General features: G+C 62.8%; 14 protein-coding genes. 8 read left to right on the top strand and 6 right to left on the bottom strand.

Features of this window, described 5'->3' with window-relative positions; all coding sequences use genetic code 11:
• Nucleotides 1–74 precede the first annotated feature (74 nt).
• Together IB277_RS03395 and IB277_RS03390 are read right to left on the bottom strand one after the other, a co-directional pair.
• Nucleotides 75–350 carry a hypothetical protein gene (locus IB277_RS03395; RefSeq protein WP_060522129.1) on the bottom strand — a complete coding sequence of 92 codons (276 nt, stop codon included), beginning with the start codon at nt 348–350 and terminating at the stop codon, nt 75–77.
• Nucleotides 351–495: 145 nt separating this feature from the next.
• The gene (locus IB277_RS03390; RefSeq protein WP_034803904.1) at nt 496–783 is read right to left on the bottom strand and encodes a hypothetical protein; all 288 of its coding nucleotides are present in this window, start codon (nt 781–783) and stop codon (nt 496–498) included.
• A 312-nt stretch (nt 784–1095) separates the two neighbouring features.
• Here IB277_RS03390 and IB277_RS03385 point away from each other — a divergent pair, with 312 nt between their 5' ends.
• On the top strand, nt 1096–2985 hold the full coding sequence (locus IB277_RS03385) for an ABC-F family ATP-binding cassette domain-containing protein (RefSeq protein ID WP_110818457.1): 1890 nt from the start codon (nt 1096–1098) through the stop codon (nt 2983–2985).
• Nucleotides 2986–3017: 32 nt separating this feature from the next.
• On the opposite strand, the gene IB277_RS03380 is transcribed toward IB277_RS03385, so the two are convergent.
• Nucleotides 3018–3860 carry a GNAT family N-acetyltransferase gene (locus IB277_RS03380; RefSeq protein ID WP_090294600.1) on the bottom strand — a complete coding sequence of 281 codons (843 nt, stop codon included), beginning with the start codon at nt 3858–3860 and terminating at the stop codon, nt 3018–3020.
• Between the two features lie 224 nt (nt 3861–4084).
• Here IB277_RS03380 and IB277_RS03375 point away from each other — a divergent pair, with 224 nt between their 5' ends.
• Nucleotides 4085–5011, top strand: coding sequence for a Gfo/Idh/MocA family protein (locus tag IB277_RS03375; protein ID WP_090294601.1), 927 nt, complete (start codon nt 4085–4087; stop codon nt 5009–5011).
• Between the two features lie 72 nt (nt 5012–5083).
• Here the strand turns inward: IB277_RS03375 and IB277_RS03370 are convergent, their stop codons facing one another.
• Both IB277_RS03370 and IB277_RS03365 read right to left on the bottom strand, forming a co-directional pair.
• On the bottom strand, nt 5084–5533 hold the full coding sequence (locus tag IB277_RS03370) for a DNA polymerase III subunit chi (RefSeq protein WP_034803915.1): 450 nt from the start codon (nt 5531–5533) through the stop codon (nt 5084–5086).
• Between the two features lie 35 nt (nt 5534–5568).
• Nucleotides 5569–7062, bottom strand: coding sequence for a leucyl aminopeptidase (locus IB277_RS03365; RefSeq protein WP_110818459.1), 1494 nt, complete (start codon nt 7060–7062; stop codon nt 5569–5571).
• Nucleotides 7063–7483: 421 nt separating this feature from the next.
• Here IB277_RS03365 and lptF point away from each other — a divergent pair, with 421 nt between their 5' ends.
• The 6 genes from lptF (at nt 7484) to rsmA (ending at nt 15072) form a co-directional block, all read left to right on the top strand.
• Complete coding sequence (gene lptF, locus IB277_RS03360) at nt 7484–8653, top strand: LPS export ABC transporter permease LptF (RefSeq protein ID WP_034803922.1); 1170 nt, start codon at nt 7484–7486, stop codon at nt 8651–8653.
• Nucleotides 8650–9729 carry an LPS export ABC transporter permease LptG gene (lptG, locus tag IB277_RS03355; RefSeq protein ID WP_034803924.1) on the top strand — a complete coding sequence of 360 codons (1080 nt, stop codon included), beginning with the start codon at nt 8650–8652 and terminating at the stop codon, nt 9727–9729. Before lptF ends, lptG begins: the two co-directional genes overlap by 4 nt.
• A complete protein-coding gene (locus tag IB277_RS03350) occupies nt 9729–12077 on the top strand; it encodes an LPS-assembly protein LptD (RefSeq protein ID WP_060580928.1) in 2349 nt (782 codons plus the stop codon). The genes lptG and IB277_RS03350 overlap by 1 nt, the downstream gene beginning before the upstream one ends.
• Before the next feature lie 184 nt (nt 12078–12261).
• The gene (locus tag IB277_RS03345) at nt 12262–13203 is read left to right on the top strand and encodes a peptidylprolyl isomerase (protein WP_034803927.1); all 942 of its coding nucleotides are present in this window, start codon (nt 12262–12264) and stop codon (nt 13201–13203) included.
• 13 nt (nt 13204–13216) lie between these two features.
• Nucleotides 13217–14245 carry a 4-hydroxythreonine-4-phosphate dehydrogenase PdxA gene (gene pdxA / locus IB277_RS03340; RefSeq protein ID WP_060522124.1) on the top strand — a complete coding sequence of 343 codons (1029 nt, stop codon included), beginning with the start codon at nt 13217–13219 and terminating at the stop codon, nt 14243–14245.
• Entirely contained in the window at nt 14245–15072 is an 828-nt protein-coding gene (rsmA, locus tag IB277_RS03335; protein WP_089043930.1) for a 16S rRNA (adenine(1518)-N(6)/adenine(1519)-N(6))-dimethyltransferase RsmA, read from the top strand. Before pdxA ends, rsmA begins: the two co-directional genes overlap by 1 nt.
• 82 nt (nt 15073–15154) lie before the next feature.
• Here rsmA and gmk read toward each other — a convergent pair whose 3' ends face one another.
• On the bottom strand, nt 15155–15814 hold the full coding sequence (gene gmk / locus IB277_RS03330) for a guanylate kinase (protein ID WP_034803935.1): 660 nt from the start codon (nt 15812–15814) through the stop codon (nt 15155–15157).
• Nucleotide 15815 lies beyond the last annotated feature (1 nt).

Below are 15815 nucleotides of genomic sequence, written 5' to 3'. Positions count from 1 at the left end.
TGGCAACGCCAAAACGAAACAACCCGGCCCCGCGTGGGCGGGACCGGGTTGTTCGGTCAACCGTCTGGCGTGACTTACTGCTTGTTTTGGTCGGCCTCGCCGAAAGCCCTGGCGCCGCCATTGGCGATCGCGCCGGTTGCCGTCTTGTCGACGGATCTGTCTTCGATGCCCGCATAGTAGTCGCCGCGGCTTGCGGTCGCGGACACGCCGGTGCCGGCGGAGGCTTCGGCGCGGCCGGTAAAGAGCGGCGTGGAGCTCACACCCTCGTAGTAGCTTCCGCCTGCGACAGCGGCGGACGCGCCGCCGAGCATGGCCGCCGCAACGAGGATTGCGGCAAAGGACTTCTTCATCAATCTGTTCCTTGGTGGAGGTAGAAGGTCGGGGACTAGGCCCCGCATAGGCGCTTGGGGTCGCCTCATAGGATCATCACGGTGATCCATCAAATCCCTTGAAATGGGGTGCGGGCCAAAACCCGCGCCCCCTCATTCATCGCCGTTAGCGCGAAATGCCCTGGTAGTATTCGCCTTCGCCGCCGATCACGCTCTTCGGCGCGACGCTGAAGTTTGCGACCGAGCCGGTGTTGGTGCGATCGACATAGCCGGCTTCGGAGCTGCCGATGGTGAAGGACGACTTGCCGGTGACGGCCGGCGTGCGCTCGGTATAGAGCGGCGTCGGGCTGACGCCTTCATAGTAGCTGCCGCCGGCAAAGGCAGCAGAAGCGCCACCGAGGATAGCGGTTGCAACGAGAGCGGCGGAAAGAGCGGTCTGGATTGCGGTTTTCATGGTCTTCACTCCTGGGAGGCTCGTTCGGCTGAACGAGGTTTCATCAAAAATGTCCTTGGCCGGATCGGTCGTCCCTCGGAACGCGGGGCCTCTGCCACTGGCGTTCGGTCGATCGAGGCGGTCAGAAGAGCGTTCCCCGCCCTTCCGTTATTGAGATGGTCCCTCACGATGAGGATGTGTAGTATCGATTGTCGGAACGCCTTGTTCAAAAATCGATAACAATGACCTCTTGAATTCCCGCCCCGCCACAGCGGTGGCAACAGCACGCCGACGCCTCTTGCCTTCCCGGCCAAGTCCGGGCAAAAGGCCGCAATGATCCAGATTTCCGGCCTTTCCGCCCGCATCGCGGGACGTCTCCTCATCGAAAACGCATCCGTGACGCTTCCGGCGGGCACGAAGGCGGGGCTCGTGGGCCGAAACGGCGCTGGCAAGTCCACGCTGTTTCGCATCATAACCGGCGAATTCGCGTCGGAAGCCGGCACGATCGCGCTACCCAAAAACGCGCGCATCGGCCAGGTCGCGCAGGAAGCGCCCGGCACAGAAGAACCGCTGATCGAGATCGTGCTCAAGGCGGACAAGGAGCGCACGGCGCTGGTCGCCGAAGCCGAGACCGCGACCGATCCGCACCGGATTGCCGAGATCCAGACGCGGCTTGCCGACATCGGCGCCCATTCGGCCGAAGCGCGTGCTGCAAGCATTCTCGCCGGCCTCGGCTTCGACCATGAAGCACAGCTGCGTCCCGCCTCGTCGTTTTCCGGTGGCTGGCGGATGCGGGTGGCGCTTGCGGGCGTACTCTTTTCCGAGCCGGATTTACTGCTGCTCGACGAGCCGACCAACTATCTCGACCTTGAAGGCACGCTGTGGCTCGAGGATTACATCCGCCGTTATCCGCACACGGTCATCATCATCAGCCACGACCGGGACCTCTTGAACACCGCGGTCAACGCCATCGTGCATCTCGACCAGAAGAAGCTCACCTTCTATCGTGGGCCCTACGACCAGTTCGAGCGGCAGAAGGCGGAAGCCGACGAGCTGCAGATGAAGGCGAAAGCCAAGAACGACGCAGCACGAAAGCACCTCCAGAGCTTCATCGACCGCTTCAAGGCCAAGGCCACCAAGGCGCGCCAGGCGCAAAGCCGCGTCAAGGCACTGGAGCGCATGGGCACGATTGCGGCCGTGATCGAAGATCATGTCCAGGGCTTCTCCTTCCCGGACCCGGAGAAGGAAGCGGCTTCGCCGATCATCGCCGTCACCGGCGGTACCGTCGGCTACGAGCCCGGCAAGCCCATCCTCAAGCGCTTGAACCTCCGGATCGACACGGACGACCGGATCGCGCTGCTCGGCTCGAACGGCAACGGCAAGTCCACTTTCGCCAAGTTCATCTCGGGTCGCCTCGCGCCTGAGGCGGGCGAACTGAAGATCGCTCCCAATCTCAAGGTCGGCTTCTTTGCCCAGCATCAGCTCGACGACCTGATCCCGACGCAAAGTGCGGTCGAGCATGTGCGCCGGCGCATGCCGGAAGCGCCTGAAGCCAAGGTGCGCTCACGCGTGGCGCAGATGGGGCTTGCGACGGAAAAGATGGAAACGCCCGCCAAGGATCTTTCCGGCGGCGAAAAGGCGCGGTTGCTGATGGGCCTTGCCGCCTTCGACGCGCCGAACCTTCTGATCCTCGACGAGCCGACCAACCACCTCGACATCGACAGCCGCAACGCGCTGATCACCGCGCTCAACGACTATTCCGGCGCCGTGATCCTGATTTCACACGACCGGCACCTGATCGAAGCGACGGCCGACCGGCTGTGGCTGGTGCGCGACGGTACCGTGACGAGCTATGACGGCGACCTCGAAGACTACCGCAGCCTGATCGTCGGTGGCCCCAAGGCGAAGGACGAGAAGCCGAGGCCGACCGGCGTCGACGACAGCCTTTCGAAGGCGGACCAGCGCAAGGTCAATGCCGACAAGCGCGCCTCGCTGGCGCCGCTGCGCAAGAAGATCAACGAAATCGAATCCTTGACCGGAAAGCTGGAGAAACTGATTCAGGCACTTGATGTGGAACTTGCCGATCCGGCGCTCTACGAAAAGTCGCCGGCCAAGGCTGCACAAAAGGCCAAGGAACGCTCCGACGCGGCAGCGAAACTCACGCAAGCCGAAGAGCAATGGCTCGAACTTTCCGCCGAATATGAAGACGCGATGGCCGGCTGACAGAAGCCGGCCCCGCCGTCGCCTCCCCTCCGTCAGCCCAGCTCGAAAGTGGTAATTCCGTAGATTCGCGCCAGCGGCAGCCCCGGATCCGGCCCACGATACATGCGCGCGGTCTCAAACACGGGCTTGAGATTGTAGCGATCGCAAAGTGCCTTGGCCGAGGCGTTCGGTTCAGGGATGTCGAGGTATACTTCGCTGCCGTTGACGCCGGCGGCAAGCTTGCGAAAGACCAGATCGGCGCCGGTCTCGGTGTCGGAAAAGAGCGGCCCGATTTTGAAGCCGTTGCGGCAGGCCCGGATCGTCCCATAGGCCGCCACCGCGCCATCGCGCAGCAGCAAGATGCTGCGCCGCCCGTCGCTCGCCTTCAGCCACTCGCGCAGAAACACCTCGCGACGCGTCGGGACGAAGCGGCGATCATAGTCGATGAGGAGCGGCATGTGCACCGGCGCGACCTCCAGCAGATCCGCGCCCGGCGGCTCGACCACGTCGATGATGCCGCCGTAGCGGATGTTCGCGTGGGCGTAGACGAAGCCGGACCGGCTATAGTTCTCCTGCTGCGCGACCACGCCGTCCAGACCGACGATGCGCCGATCGGCAACCGACATCGCCTGTTGCCACAGCTGTCGGCCAATGCCCCTGCCACGATGATCCGGCCGGGTGATGAAGAAGCCGAGAAAGCCGAAGCTTTCGTTGTACCGCGCCAGTGAGATCGCGGCGACCGGCGCCCCCTCTCCATCCGCCACCCAATAGCCCTCAGGGTCGGCTGCCCAGAAAGGCCCCGCGTCGCCGAGGCCGGGGTTCCACCCCTCTTCCGCGGCCCACTCGATCATGATGTCGAGGTCGGCTCGGCTTGCCCGACGGATCTGCTGCTGCATCGTTCACTCCTCGTTCGGGTGGTCAGACCGCCCATGTCAGTCCAGTTGACGGGACGGCACCGCACGTCCACCGGTAGAGTTAGTGCGGCGACGTTGAGAGGGAATGACAATCTGTCGATTCCATCGACATCGATGTCATAGTCCCGGGCGGAGCGGCGGCTTGCTCCCGGTGTGCAATCTGCTACAAGAGCCGACAATAAGTCATACAAATCGAGCGGAACACCATGGCCCCCATCAAAATTGCGCTTGTCGGCATCGGCAAGATCGTTCGCGACCAGCACCTGCCGGCGATCGCCAAGAACAGCGACTATCAGCTGATTGCCGCCGCGAGCCGACATGGGACGGTCGATGGCATCGACAATTTCAAATCGATCGAGGCGATGCTCGACGCGGTTCCTGCGATCGAAGCCGTGTCGCTCTGCATGCCGCCGCAGTATCGCTACGAGGCAGCTCGCGTCGCGCTCGACGCCGGCAAGCACGTGTTCCTGGAAAAGCCGCCGGGCGCGACGCTCAGCGAGGTCGCGGACCTCGAGGCGCTGGCAGCATCGAAGGGGCTGTCGCTGTTTGCAAGCTGGCACTCCCGCTACGCGCCGGCCGTGGAAGCTGCAAAGTCCTTCCTGGCAACGACGCCGATCAAGGATGTCCAGGTCATCTGGAAGGAAGACGTGCGGCACTGGCACCCGAACCAGGATTGGATCTGGGCGGCCGGGGGCCTCGGGATCTTCGATCCGGGCATCAACGCGTTGTCGATCGTCACCCACATCCTGCCACGCCCGCTGTTCGTAACGTCGGCCGTGCTCGAATTCCCGGAAAATCGTGACGCGCCGATCGCCGCCAACATCACTTTCACCGACGGCCAAAAATTGCCGGTCGCGGCGGAATTCGACTGGCGCCAGACCGGCAAGCAGAGCTGGGACATCGTTGCCCGCACGGCGGCGGGCGAGATGGTGCTGTCGGAAGGCGGCGCCAAGCTCTCCGTCGATGGCAAGCTCGTGCACGAGGAGCCGGAGCAGGAATATCCGATGCTCTACCGGCGCTTCGCCGAAATCGTCAAAGCCGGGAAGTCGGACGTCGATCTGGCGCCGTTGCGCCACGTCGCAGATGCCTTCATGCTCGGCAAGCGCAAGTTCGTCGAGGCCTTCCACGACTGATCTTCCGGACATGCCGGAAACAAAAAGCCCGCGGTCTCGTCCGCGGGCTTTTTTGTCGTAACGCTTGTAAACTCAGGCCTTCTTTTCCCAGCGGCCATCGCGGTTCTGCTGCCAGTAGGTCAAGGTGTGGCCCTCGCCCTTCAGCCGCTTCCAATGGCCGCGCGCGCCTTCCAGCTGTTCCTGGTCATAGCCGTCGAACATGAAGACGATGCGCTCATAGGCCGAAACGTCAGGCGGGCTCGCGCCATCGATCACGAAACGCACCGTCGCCGCATTGGCATTGCCGTCGTCGGCGACGAGCAACACCGGCTGATCCGCCGCAAAGTCCCCGGCATCAGTGCCATGCGGGAGGAAACTCTCGTCACGATAGACCCAGAGATGCGTATCGAGCGCATCGCGGCGGTCTGCATCGACCGTCTGTACGACCACTCGCCAGCCGCGCTCGACACTCTTGTCGAGCAGCGGCGGCAGAGCGTCTTCCAGCTTCGATTCCGTCAGGTGGTAGAACAGGATCTCGGTCATGCCGATTGCCTCCCGCCTTTCATCATGTCCGGCATTCAGGCCTCGTAGCTCGCCCGCACCAGCTCATCGAGCAACCGCACGCCGAAGCCCGAACCCCAGGACTGGTTGACCTCGTCGGTCGGCGCGCCCATGGCGGTGCCGGCGATGTCGAGATGCGCCCAGGGGGTATCCTTGACGAAGCGCTTGAGGAACTGCGCCGCGGTCACCGCGCCACCGTGGCGGCCGCCGGTGTTCTTCATGTCGGCGAACTTGCTGTCGATCATCTTGTCGTATTCCCGGCCGAGCGGCATGCGCCACAGGGGCTCGTGCGTCGCGATGCCAGCGGCAAGAAGCTGCCCCGCCAGACGGTCGTCGTTGGAGAACAGGCCGGCATGATGCGTTGCAAGTGCGACCATGATCGCGCCGGTCAGGGTCGCGAGATCGATGATCGCCTGCGGCTTGAAGCGATCGTTGCAGTACCAGAGCGCATCACAAAGCACGAGACGGCCTTCGGCGTCGGTGTTGATCACCTCGATCGTCTGGCCGGACATGGAGGTCACGATATCACCCGGGCGCTGCGCACTGCCGTCGGGCATGTTTTCCACAAGGCCGATGATGCCGATGGCGTTGACCTTGGCTTCGCGGGCAGCGAGCACGTGCATGAGGCCGGTGACGGCGGCCGCACCACCCATGTCGCCCTTCATTTCCTCCATGCCGGCAGCCGGCTTGATCGAGATGCCGCCGCTGTCGAAGACGACGCCCTTGCCGACGAAGGCGAGCGGACGGTCCTTGGACTTGCCGCCCTTCCACTGCATGATGACGAGGCGCGGTGGACGGCTCGACCCTTGCGCGACGCCGAGCAGCGCGCCCATGCCGAGCTTCTTCATTTCCTTTTCGGTGAGGATCTCCACCTCGACGCCGAGCTTTTCCAGCTCCTTCGCCTTGGCGGCAAACTCGACCGGGCCCAGCACGTTGGCCGGTTCGTTCACCAGATCGCGGGCGAGGAACACGCCTTCGGCAACGGCCTGCGCCGCCGTGAACGCCTTTTTCGCCGCGATGACCGTGCCGGTGACGATCGTCACCTTGGTCGGCTTGCCGGATGGCTTCGCGTCGTCGTCGGCCTTCTTGGTCTTGTAGCTGTCGAAGGCGTAGGCATTCATCTCCATGCCGAGTGCAAAGTCCGCTGCCGCCTTTCCGGTCACGTTGGCGTCGGGCGCGTCGATGAAGACCGTCACCTTGTCGACCGAACCAAGCTTCGCAGCGACGGCTCCGCCCGCCTTCAGCCAGTCATGGTCCGTCAGCGCATCCGCGTCTCCAAGACCGAGCACGACGATTCGATCGGCGGGCGAGCCATGCGGCGCGACGATGTCGAGGGAGGAGAACGCCTTGCCGGTAAACTTCTTGATCTTCGCCGCCCTTGCGACGACGTTCTCGGGGTCGGCGACATCGGCGCCGGCAGCCGCCGACGCGCCCGCGCTCTTCAGCAGAACGGCGACGCCACCGCTCGGCTTATGGGACTTGGCAAAGGTGAACTCAAACTTCATCGACATTGAAAACTCCGGGTATTTCCTGTCTGGACGCAACCCTTTGGATCGAATGGATCTTTCCGGGAGATCGAGCGCCAGCCCAAGGGGATCTAGGCCGCACAACGCAACCGGACGACACGGCAAGGCTTATGGCAAGCCGGCCTGTTACCGGGCGGTTACAGTGGCAAATATTCGCATCATTCGCCACCGTCAAAGCTGTGGCCGGCACCCTTCTCGCTTTTCAACCGCTTGGCAAGATGCCCGCAGATGTTTACATGCGGTTAACCGAGGTTCTTCGCCTTAAATTATCCCTGTTGCTGCACAATTCGAGCAGCACGGGTGGCTGGCAAAGAACCGGGCTTCGGTTTACGGACATGGGCGAAATCCGGTTCGATAACCGCCGCCGGAACAGAAACATGAGCAGGATTTTGGACCGGACACGGGCATGAAGCTGATCGAACGCTACATATTCCGGCGTGCCGTGATCATGTTCCTCGCGACGCTCCTGCCGTTGCTTGGCATCACCTGGACGACTCAGGCGCTGACCAACGTCAACCTCGTCACCGACAACGGCCAATCCGTGCTCGCCTTCGCCAAAGTGGCGACCCTCATCCTGCCTTCCGTCATCACGATCATCCTGCCGTTTGCGCTGGTGATCGGCGTCACACAAACGCTGACGACGATGAACACCGATTCGGAGCTGACGGTGCTCAACGCCGCCGGCAGCTCGCGCATGGCGATCATCCGGCCGGTGGTCTACCTGGCATTGGGCCTCAGCGTGCTTTCCTTCGTGGTCGACAATTTCGTCGAGCCCTATTCGCGTATGGCCTTGCGCAAGATGCTTGCGACCGCCAACGCCGATCTGCTGTCGTCCGTCGTGCAGGAGAACACCTTCCGCAAGGTCGCAGACAATCTATACGTCCAGGTTGGCGCGCGGCGGGGCGGCGGCGTGCTGCAGGGCATCTTCGTCGCCGATTCGCGCAATCCGAGCTTCGAGCTCGTCTACTATGCCCGCGAAGGCGCCATCGACGACAAGAGCTCGGCGCTGGTGATGAAAGACGGGGAAGTGCAGCGCAAGCTCCCCGACGGTAGCGTGTCGATCATCAAGTTCGACTCATATGCCTTCGATCTCGCCGACATGACCAAGACGACGCGCGAGGCGACCATTCGAGCGAAGGACCGCGACCTTCCCGGCCTGATCAATCCGGACCCGGAAGATCACGTCTACAAGAACAATCCGCTCGCCTTTACCGCCGAACTCAACCGTCGCTTCACGGAATGGACCTTCCCGCTGCTCTTCGGCCTGATTGCGCTGGTCTTCAGCAGTGACGCACGCTCCCATCGCGAAGCGCGGCTTCATCCGATGGTCAGCGCGCTCGGCACGGCCCTGCTCATCCGCTGGATGACGTTCTATGCCGGCAACAGCGCCGAGGACTCCGTGTGGTTCGTGCCGTTGATGTATGCCGTGCCGCTGATGGCGGGCGCCCTCTGCATTCACCAGCTCGTCAGCAACAGGCGACTGGACATTCCGATGACCGGGCAGGAAAAGCTGCAGGAACTCCTGGTTCGCCTGCGCCTGATGCGGCCTGACGCCGAGAAAGGGCAGCCGTCATGATGGGCACGCTCGGCCGCTACTTCTTCATGCGCTACGTTATCACGACGTTCTGGTTCCTCGTCGGGATCTTCTCGCTGGTCTTCATCATCGACTTCAGCGAACAGGCAAGCCGGCTGGCAAACCTGCCGCGCTACAGCATCTCCGGCGCCCTGTTGATGACCGCGCTCCGAATCCCGCTGATCCTGCAGCAGACGATACCCTTCGTCGCGCTGTTTTCGGCCATGGCGGCGCTGATTTCGCTCAACCGCCGCTACGAGCTGGTCGTGACCCGCGCAGCCGGCATCTCCGTCTGGCAGTTCCTGCGGCCCTTCATCCTCGGCTCCTTCCTCTTCGGCGTGCTGGCGGTCGTGGCGCTCAACCCGCTTGCTGCCTGGGGAACGAAGCGCGGCGAGGCGCTTTTGGCCGAATGGGGCTCCACGCGGAACGCCGATGCCGGCTCGATCCCGTGGCTGCGGCAGATCTATAACGGCACGGACACGATCATTGGCGCGCGCTCGGTTCAGGACAACGGCACGACGCTTCTCAACGTCACCGTCATCCACTTTGATCCACAGGGCACGATCATTCTGAGACAGGATGCGGCGTCGGCGAAACTCGAAGATGGTTACTGGCTTCTTAACGACGTCACGGAAACGCGCAACGGACAGCTTCCGCAACGTTTGAAAACAGCACAGCTGGCCACCAATCTTAAGCCGGAGTTTGTTCAGGAACGTCTTGCAAAGGCTGATTCCATTCAGTTTTTCGACCTGCCGCGCAAGATCGAAGTGGCCCGCTCCTTCGGTTTTTCGACCAACGGCATGGAAACTCAATTCCACTCAATGTTGTCGTTGCCGCTGCTGCTCGTCGCCATGACGCTGATCGCCGCTTGTGTGTCGCTGAAATTTAGCCGGTTTAACCAATCGCGCTCCGTAATTCTCGGTGGCATCCTTTCAGGCTTCGTGCTTTATGTCGTCACCGTGCTTGTCAAAGCATTCGGGAGCAGCGGCATTGTGCCTCCTTTCGTTGCAGCCTGGTTGCCAGTTGTTGTAGCGATGGCGCTGGGCTCGACGATTCTTTTAAATCAGGAGGATGGCTAGTGGCGGTAGTGAACCGCAAACGTATAAGGCTGATCAACGCTGCCCTGCTTGCAGGCGTGGCGCTGCAGACACTTGCCATGGGAATGAGTGCGCCTGCAATGGCGCAGCAGGCTTCGGACCGCCTCGATTCGTTGCGCCCGAACATGCCGGAAGACGCCAAGCTGCTTCTGTCCGCCAATGAGCTCGTCTACAACAAGGACGCCGAAAAAGTGATCGTGCGCGGCAACGTGCAGATCGATTACGGCGGCTACAAGATGGTGGCCCGTCAGGTCGAGTACGACCAGAAGAATGGCCGCATCTATGCATCCGGGGAAATCCAGTTCATTGAGCCGGGCGGCAATGTCGTCTATGCCGACAAGATGGATGTCACCGACGATTTCGGGGACGGTTTCCTCGAGCAGATGCGCATCGAAACCACCGATCTGACGCGGCTTGCTGCCACGAGCGGCGAGCGCCGGAACGGCGAAGAATTCATCCTGAACGAGGCCGTCTATACGGCTTGCACGCCGTGCTCGACCAAGCCGGAACATCGCTCGCTGTGGCACATCAAGGCCCAGCGCGTCATCCAGAACGGCCGCACGCGGACCATCCGTCTGGAGAACGCGCGCTTTGAGCTGTTCGGCAAGCCGATCGCCTATATTCCGGTCATGGAGCTGCCTGACCATACGGTCAAGCGCAAGAGCGGCTTCCTGTTTCCGACGTTCCGCTCGGCCCAGAAACTCGGAGTTGGCGTCGGCGTCCCCTACTACTGGGCGATCTCGCCCTATATGGACGCGACGGCGACGCTTACCGGCCTGACGCGACAGGGCTTCCTGCTGGAGGGAGAATTCCGCCAGCGGTTCCACAACGGCTTCCATACGCTGAACTTCGCCGGCATCAGCCAGCTCGATAAGGGCAAGTTCACGCCCGGCACCGTCGACGCGATGCATACCAATCGCGGCATGATCGCGTCGAAGGCTGAGTTCGAGATCAATCCGCGCTGGACCTTCGGCTGGAACGTACTCGTCCAGTCCGACGCCAACTTCGCCAAAACCTACGAGCTGTCGACGTTCGACGGCACCACCTATACCAACCAGGCCTACCTGACGGGGCTCGGCAAGCGGAACTACTTCGATCTGCGCGCCTTCTACTTCGACATTCAGGACGCCGACGCCAACAGCATCGAGGAAAACCAGCAGCCGGCGGCGCAGGTCCTCGACTATTCCTACAAGGCGCCTGATCCCGTGTTGGGCGGCGAGCTTTCCGCGACGTTCAACTTCACGAACGTGAAGCGCAACCGGCTCGACGCGTTTACCCAACCGGGCGTGGTCCGCTTCCGCGGCCTAGAAGGCACCTCGCACCGCCTGACCGGCGAACTCGAGTGGAAGCGCACCTTCATCGCCCCGGGCGGCCTGGTCCTCACGCCGCTGCTGGCAGCGCGCGGCGATGCCATCGGGCTGAACATGGACAATCCCGGTCCGGCCTATACCGGCGACTTCAACACGAGCGATGCGGCAACGCGGCGCATGTTGACCGCGGGCCTCGAAGCCCGCTACCCGATCCTGTTCGTCGGTGAGGACAGCAGTCACGTCGTCGAGCCGATCGCACAGCTCTACGCGCGCCCGAACGAGCAATATGCCGGCGGCCTGCCGAACGAAGACGCGCAGAGCTTCGTGTTCGACGCAACGAACCTCTTTGACCGTGACAAGTTCTCCGGTTTCGACCGGATCGAGGGCGGCACGCGCGCCAATGTCGGCTTCCGCTACACGGGGACCTTCGACAGCGGCTACGGCCTGCGTGGCATCGTTGGCCAGTCGTTCCATCTGGGTGGCCTGAACTCGTTTGCGACGGACGACCTGGTCAAGGCCGGGGCGAATTCCGGTCTTGAGACCAAGAGCTCTGACTACGTTGCCATGTTCGGCATCGACGCACCGTCCGGTCTGATGGCGAGCGTTTCCGGCCGCCTCGACGAAAAGGACCTGTCGCTGCGCCGTGCCGATACCACCGTCGGCTATCTCGGCACGACCTGGCAGGCCGCGATGACCTATACGCGCATCGAAGCGCAGCCGCTCTACGGATCTCTGTCCAACCAGGACGAAATCCAGACCGCCGCCGCCTACCGGTTCCACGACTATTGGTCGGTGTTCGGCGCGATCACCTATGACATCAACAAGGATGTCATCTCACGCAACGGTTTCGGCATCACCTACGACGATCAGGACACGCTGTTCTCGATCGTCTACAAGCAGGAACGCGATACCGATGCCAATGTCGCGAACGATTGGTCGATCGGCGCGAGAATCAGCTTCCGTACACTCGGCGACGTGAACGTCGGCGACACCAAGTTCGAAGAGCTCGACTATTATTGATATCGTCAAGCGAGTGGGCGGGTCAAAAGTTCGCCCATTCGTCGATATCGGCACCGTCAAACGGTCTTGTCATCGTTTGGCCGCATGTATTATGCATTCCCTCCGACAAGATAAGGCAACGGCGCAAGGCCGGCAGGCGGACAAAGCCTGTCGACGGTGATAGTCCGGGATATAGGAAAAGAGAATGGGCGGGAAAATGTCGATCTTGAGGACACTGTCGGTACTGGCTTTGGCCGGCACCTTGAGCGTTGCAATATGCTCCGGAGCTCAGGCAGCAGCGAGCACGGTCAAGGTAACGGTCAACAACACGGTGATTACCTCCGGCGACATCGCCAAGCGCGTGGCCTTCCTTCGCCTGCAGCGCCAGAAGGGCGGCAACGACGAAGCCAAGAAGCAACTCGTCGACGAAGTTCTCAAGCGTGCCGAGATCGCACGCATCGGCCAGTCCGTCAGCACGCAGGAAGTCGATGCCGCCTATGCGCGCTTCGCCTCGGGCAACAAGCTTTCGACCGAGCAGCTCGGCAAGATTCTCGATCAGGCCGGCGTCGGCTCCGAACATTTCAAGCAATTCATCGCCGTGCAGATGAGCTGGCCGCGTGCGGTCAACTTCCGTTACGGCAGCTCTAACCGCCTCCAGGGCGCCGACCTCGTCAAGCGCATGATGGAAGGCGGCGGACAGAAGCCGGTGACCACCGAGTATTTCCTGCAGCAGGTGATCTTCGTCATTCCCGAGAAGAAGCGCGGCGCGATCACCGCGAAGCGGCAGGCGGAAGCCAACGCCTCGCGCGCTCAGTTCCCGGGCTGCGAAACCTCGAAGGTGTTTGCCGCCAACTATCGCGACGTGTCGATCCGCAGCCTCGGCCGCATGCTTGCCCAGCAGCTGCCTGACGAATGGAAGCCGCTGATCGAGAAGGCCGGCGAGAATGGCACCACCGGAACCCGCGTGACAGAAAAGGGCGTCGAGTACCTGGCGATCTGCAAGAAGCGTGAGGTCAACGACGACACCGCCGCCGAAATCGTCTTCCGCGCCGAGGATATCGGCAAGAAGAAGGCCGGTGGCGAAGACCCGAACAGCGAGAAGTACCTCGAGGAGCTGCGCAAGAAGGCGCAAATCGTCAACAAGTAATCACGACGGAAACATGCGCGAAACTACCGGCGGGCCTCTCGCCCTGACCATGGGCGACCCGGCCGGTATCGGGCCGGACATCAGCCTCTCGACCTGGCTCGGCCGCCGCGACCATGCGACGGCCCCCTTCCTTTTCATCGGCGACCCCGCAGTCCTTGCCGCGCGCGCCTCGATGCTCGGCTACACGGTGTCCATCCGCGAGACGGATTGCGCCGGCGCCCTCTCCCTCTTCGACACGGCGCTGCCGGTCCTGCCGCTTGCCTGCCCTGCCCCGGTCAAGGCCGGCGAGCCCGACACCGTCAATGCCAGCGCCGTGATCGGGGCGATCGACACGGCCGTGCGACTGGTGACCGCCGGACAGGCCTCGGCCGTGGTCACGAACCCGATCGCCAAGGCGGTTCTCTATGACGCCGGCTTCCGCTTCCCGGGCCATACCGAATATCTCGCCGATCTTGCCGAAAAGGCGACGGGACAGCCGGTGCTGCCGGTGATGATGCTGGCCGGACCGAAGCTGCGCGCCGTTCCCGTCACCATCCATATCCCCTTGAAGGACGTGCCGGAGCAACTGACGCCGGACCTCATCTACCGCACCTGCGCGATTACTGCGGCCGACCTTCGCAATCGTTTCGGACTTCGACAGCCACGGCTCGCGATCGCCGGGCTGAACCCGCATGCGGGCGAAAACGGTGCGCTCGGTCTCGAGGACGACGCCGTCATCCGGCCCGTCATCGACAGGCTGCGTGCGGAGGGTATCGATGCGGTCGGCCCGCTGCCGGCAGATACGATGTTCCATGATCGCGCACGCGCCACCTACGACGTGGCCATCTGCATGTATCACGACCAGGCGCTGATCCCGGCCAAGGCGCTCGGCTTCGACGATAGCGTCAACGTCACGCTCGGTCTTCCCTTCATCCGCACGTCGCCCGACCACGGCACGGCCTTCGGCCTTGCCGGCAAGGGCGTCGCCCGCGACGACAGCCTTCGGGCCGCGCTCGACCTTGCCGCATCGCTTGCGGCCAATATGCCAGGAGATACCCGCTGATGGCCGCCCTTGACGGTCTTCCTCCGCTACGCGACGTCATCCAGCGTCACGGCCTCGATGCCAAGAAGGCGCTCGGCCAGAACTTCCTGCTCGATCTCAACCTGACGCAGAAGATCGCGCGGACCGCCGGTTCGCTCGAAGGGGCAACGGTCATCGAGGTCGGCCCCGGACCGGGAGGCCTCACCCGCGCCATCCTCGCGCTCGGTGCCAAGAAGGTCATTGCGATTGAGCGGGACGCGCGCTGCCTGCCGGCACTTGCCGAAATCGGCGCGCATTATCCCGATCGGCTACAGGTCATCGAAGGCGATGCTTTGAAGACGTCGTTCGAGACGCTTGCCGACGATGGGCCGGTCAAGATCATCGCCAACCTGCCCTACAATGTCGGCACTCAGTTACTCGTTAACTGGCTGCTGCCCGAGCGCTGGCCGCCCTTCTGGCAGTCGCTGACGCTGATGTTCCAGCGCGAAGTGGGCCTGAGGATCGTCGCCGACGCGGATGACGACCACTATGGCCGCCTCGGCGTGCTCTGTGGTTGGCGCACAAAGGCGCGGATGGCATTCGACGTGCCGCCGCAGGCCTTTACGCCACCACCGAAGGTGACGTCGTCCGTGGTCCATCTGGAGCCGGTGGAAAACCCGATCCCCTGCTCGGTCGCGGCGCTCGAGAAAGTGACGCATGCAGCCTTCGGCCAGCGCCGCAAGATGCTGCGGCAGAGCCTGAAGCCACTCGGTGGCGAGGCGCTGCTTGCCAAGGCCGATATCGACCCGCAGCGACGCGCCGAAACACTTTCGGTGGAAGAGTTCTGTCGCCTGGCCAACTGCCTCTGAGCGGGCATATGGATCGCAAGGCGCGCGCTACAAATAGCGTGAATCAAAAATGGCTCCTCACGGAGCCATTTCTTTTGAAGCCTTAGAACGGGTTTTCGGTCAGCAGCCCGTTGACGAAATCGAACAGGCCGGGGCGCCGGTCGCGGCGCAGGCGTTCGGCCTCGACGATCGCACGCACGGATGCAAAGGCGCGGTCGAGGTCGTCGTTGAGCACGATGTAATCATACTCCCGCCAGTGCTCGATCTCGGCGCGCGAGTTGGCAAGGCGCGTGGCGATCACCTCTTCGCTGTCTTCGGCGCGACGATGCAGGCGTGACTGCAGTTCAGCCATTGACGGCGGCAGGATGAAGATCGAGACGACGTCGCCCGCCATCTTCTCCTGGAGCTGCTGAGCGCCCTGCCAGTCGATATCGAACAGCATGTCCCGGCCCGCGGCCATGGCCGCCTCGACCGCATCTCGCGGCGTGCCGTAGAAGTTGCCGTGCACCTCCGCCCATTCGAGCAGCGAGTCGGTGGACCTCAGCGCCTCGAACTCGCGGATCGACTTGAAGTGATAGTGCCGTCCATCGATCTCGCTTGGTCGCCGCTGACGCGTCGTCACGCTGACCGAAATGCTCATCTCCGGATCGGCTTCCAGGAGGTTGCGCGCAATGGTCGACTTGCCTGCGCCCGACGGCGAGGAAATGACGAGCATCAGCCCACGACGGGCGATCTTGATGGGCGAAGGGGTCGCCGGGTTCATA

Source organism: Ensifer sp. ENS07, from assembly GCF_014852185.1.
Lineage (GTDB): Bacteria > Pseudomonadota > Alphaproteobacteria > Rhizobiales > Rhizobiaceae > Ensifer > Ensifer adhaerens.
This window is presented reverse-complemented; position numbering and strand designations above follow the sequence as displayed.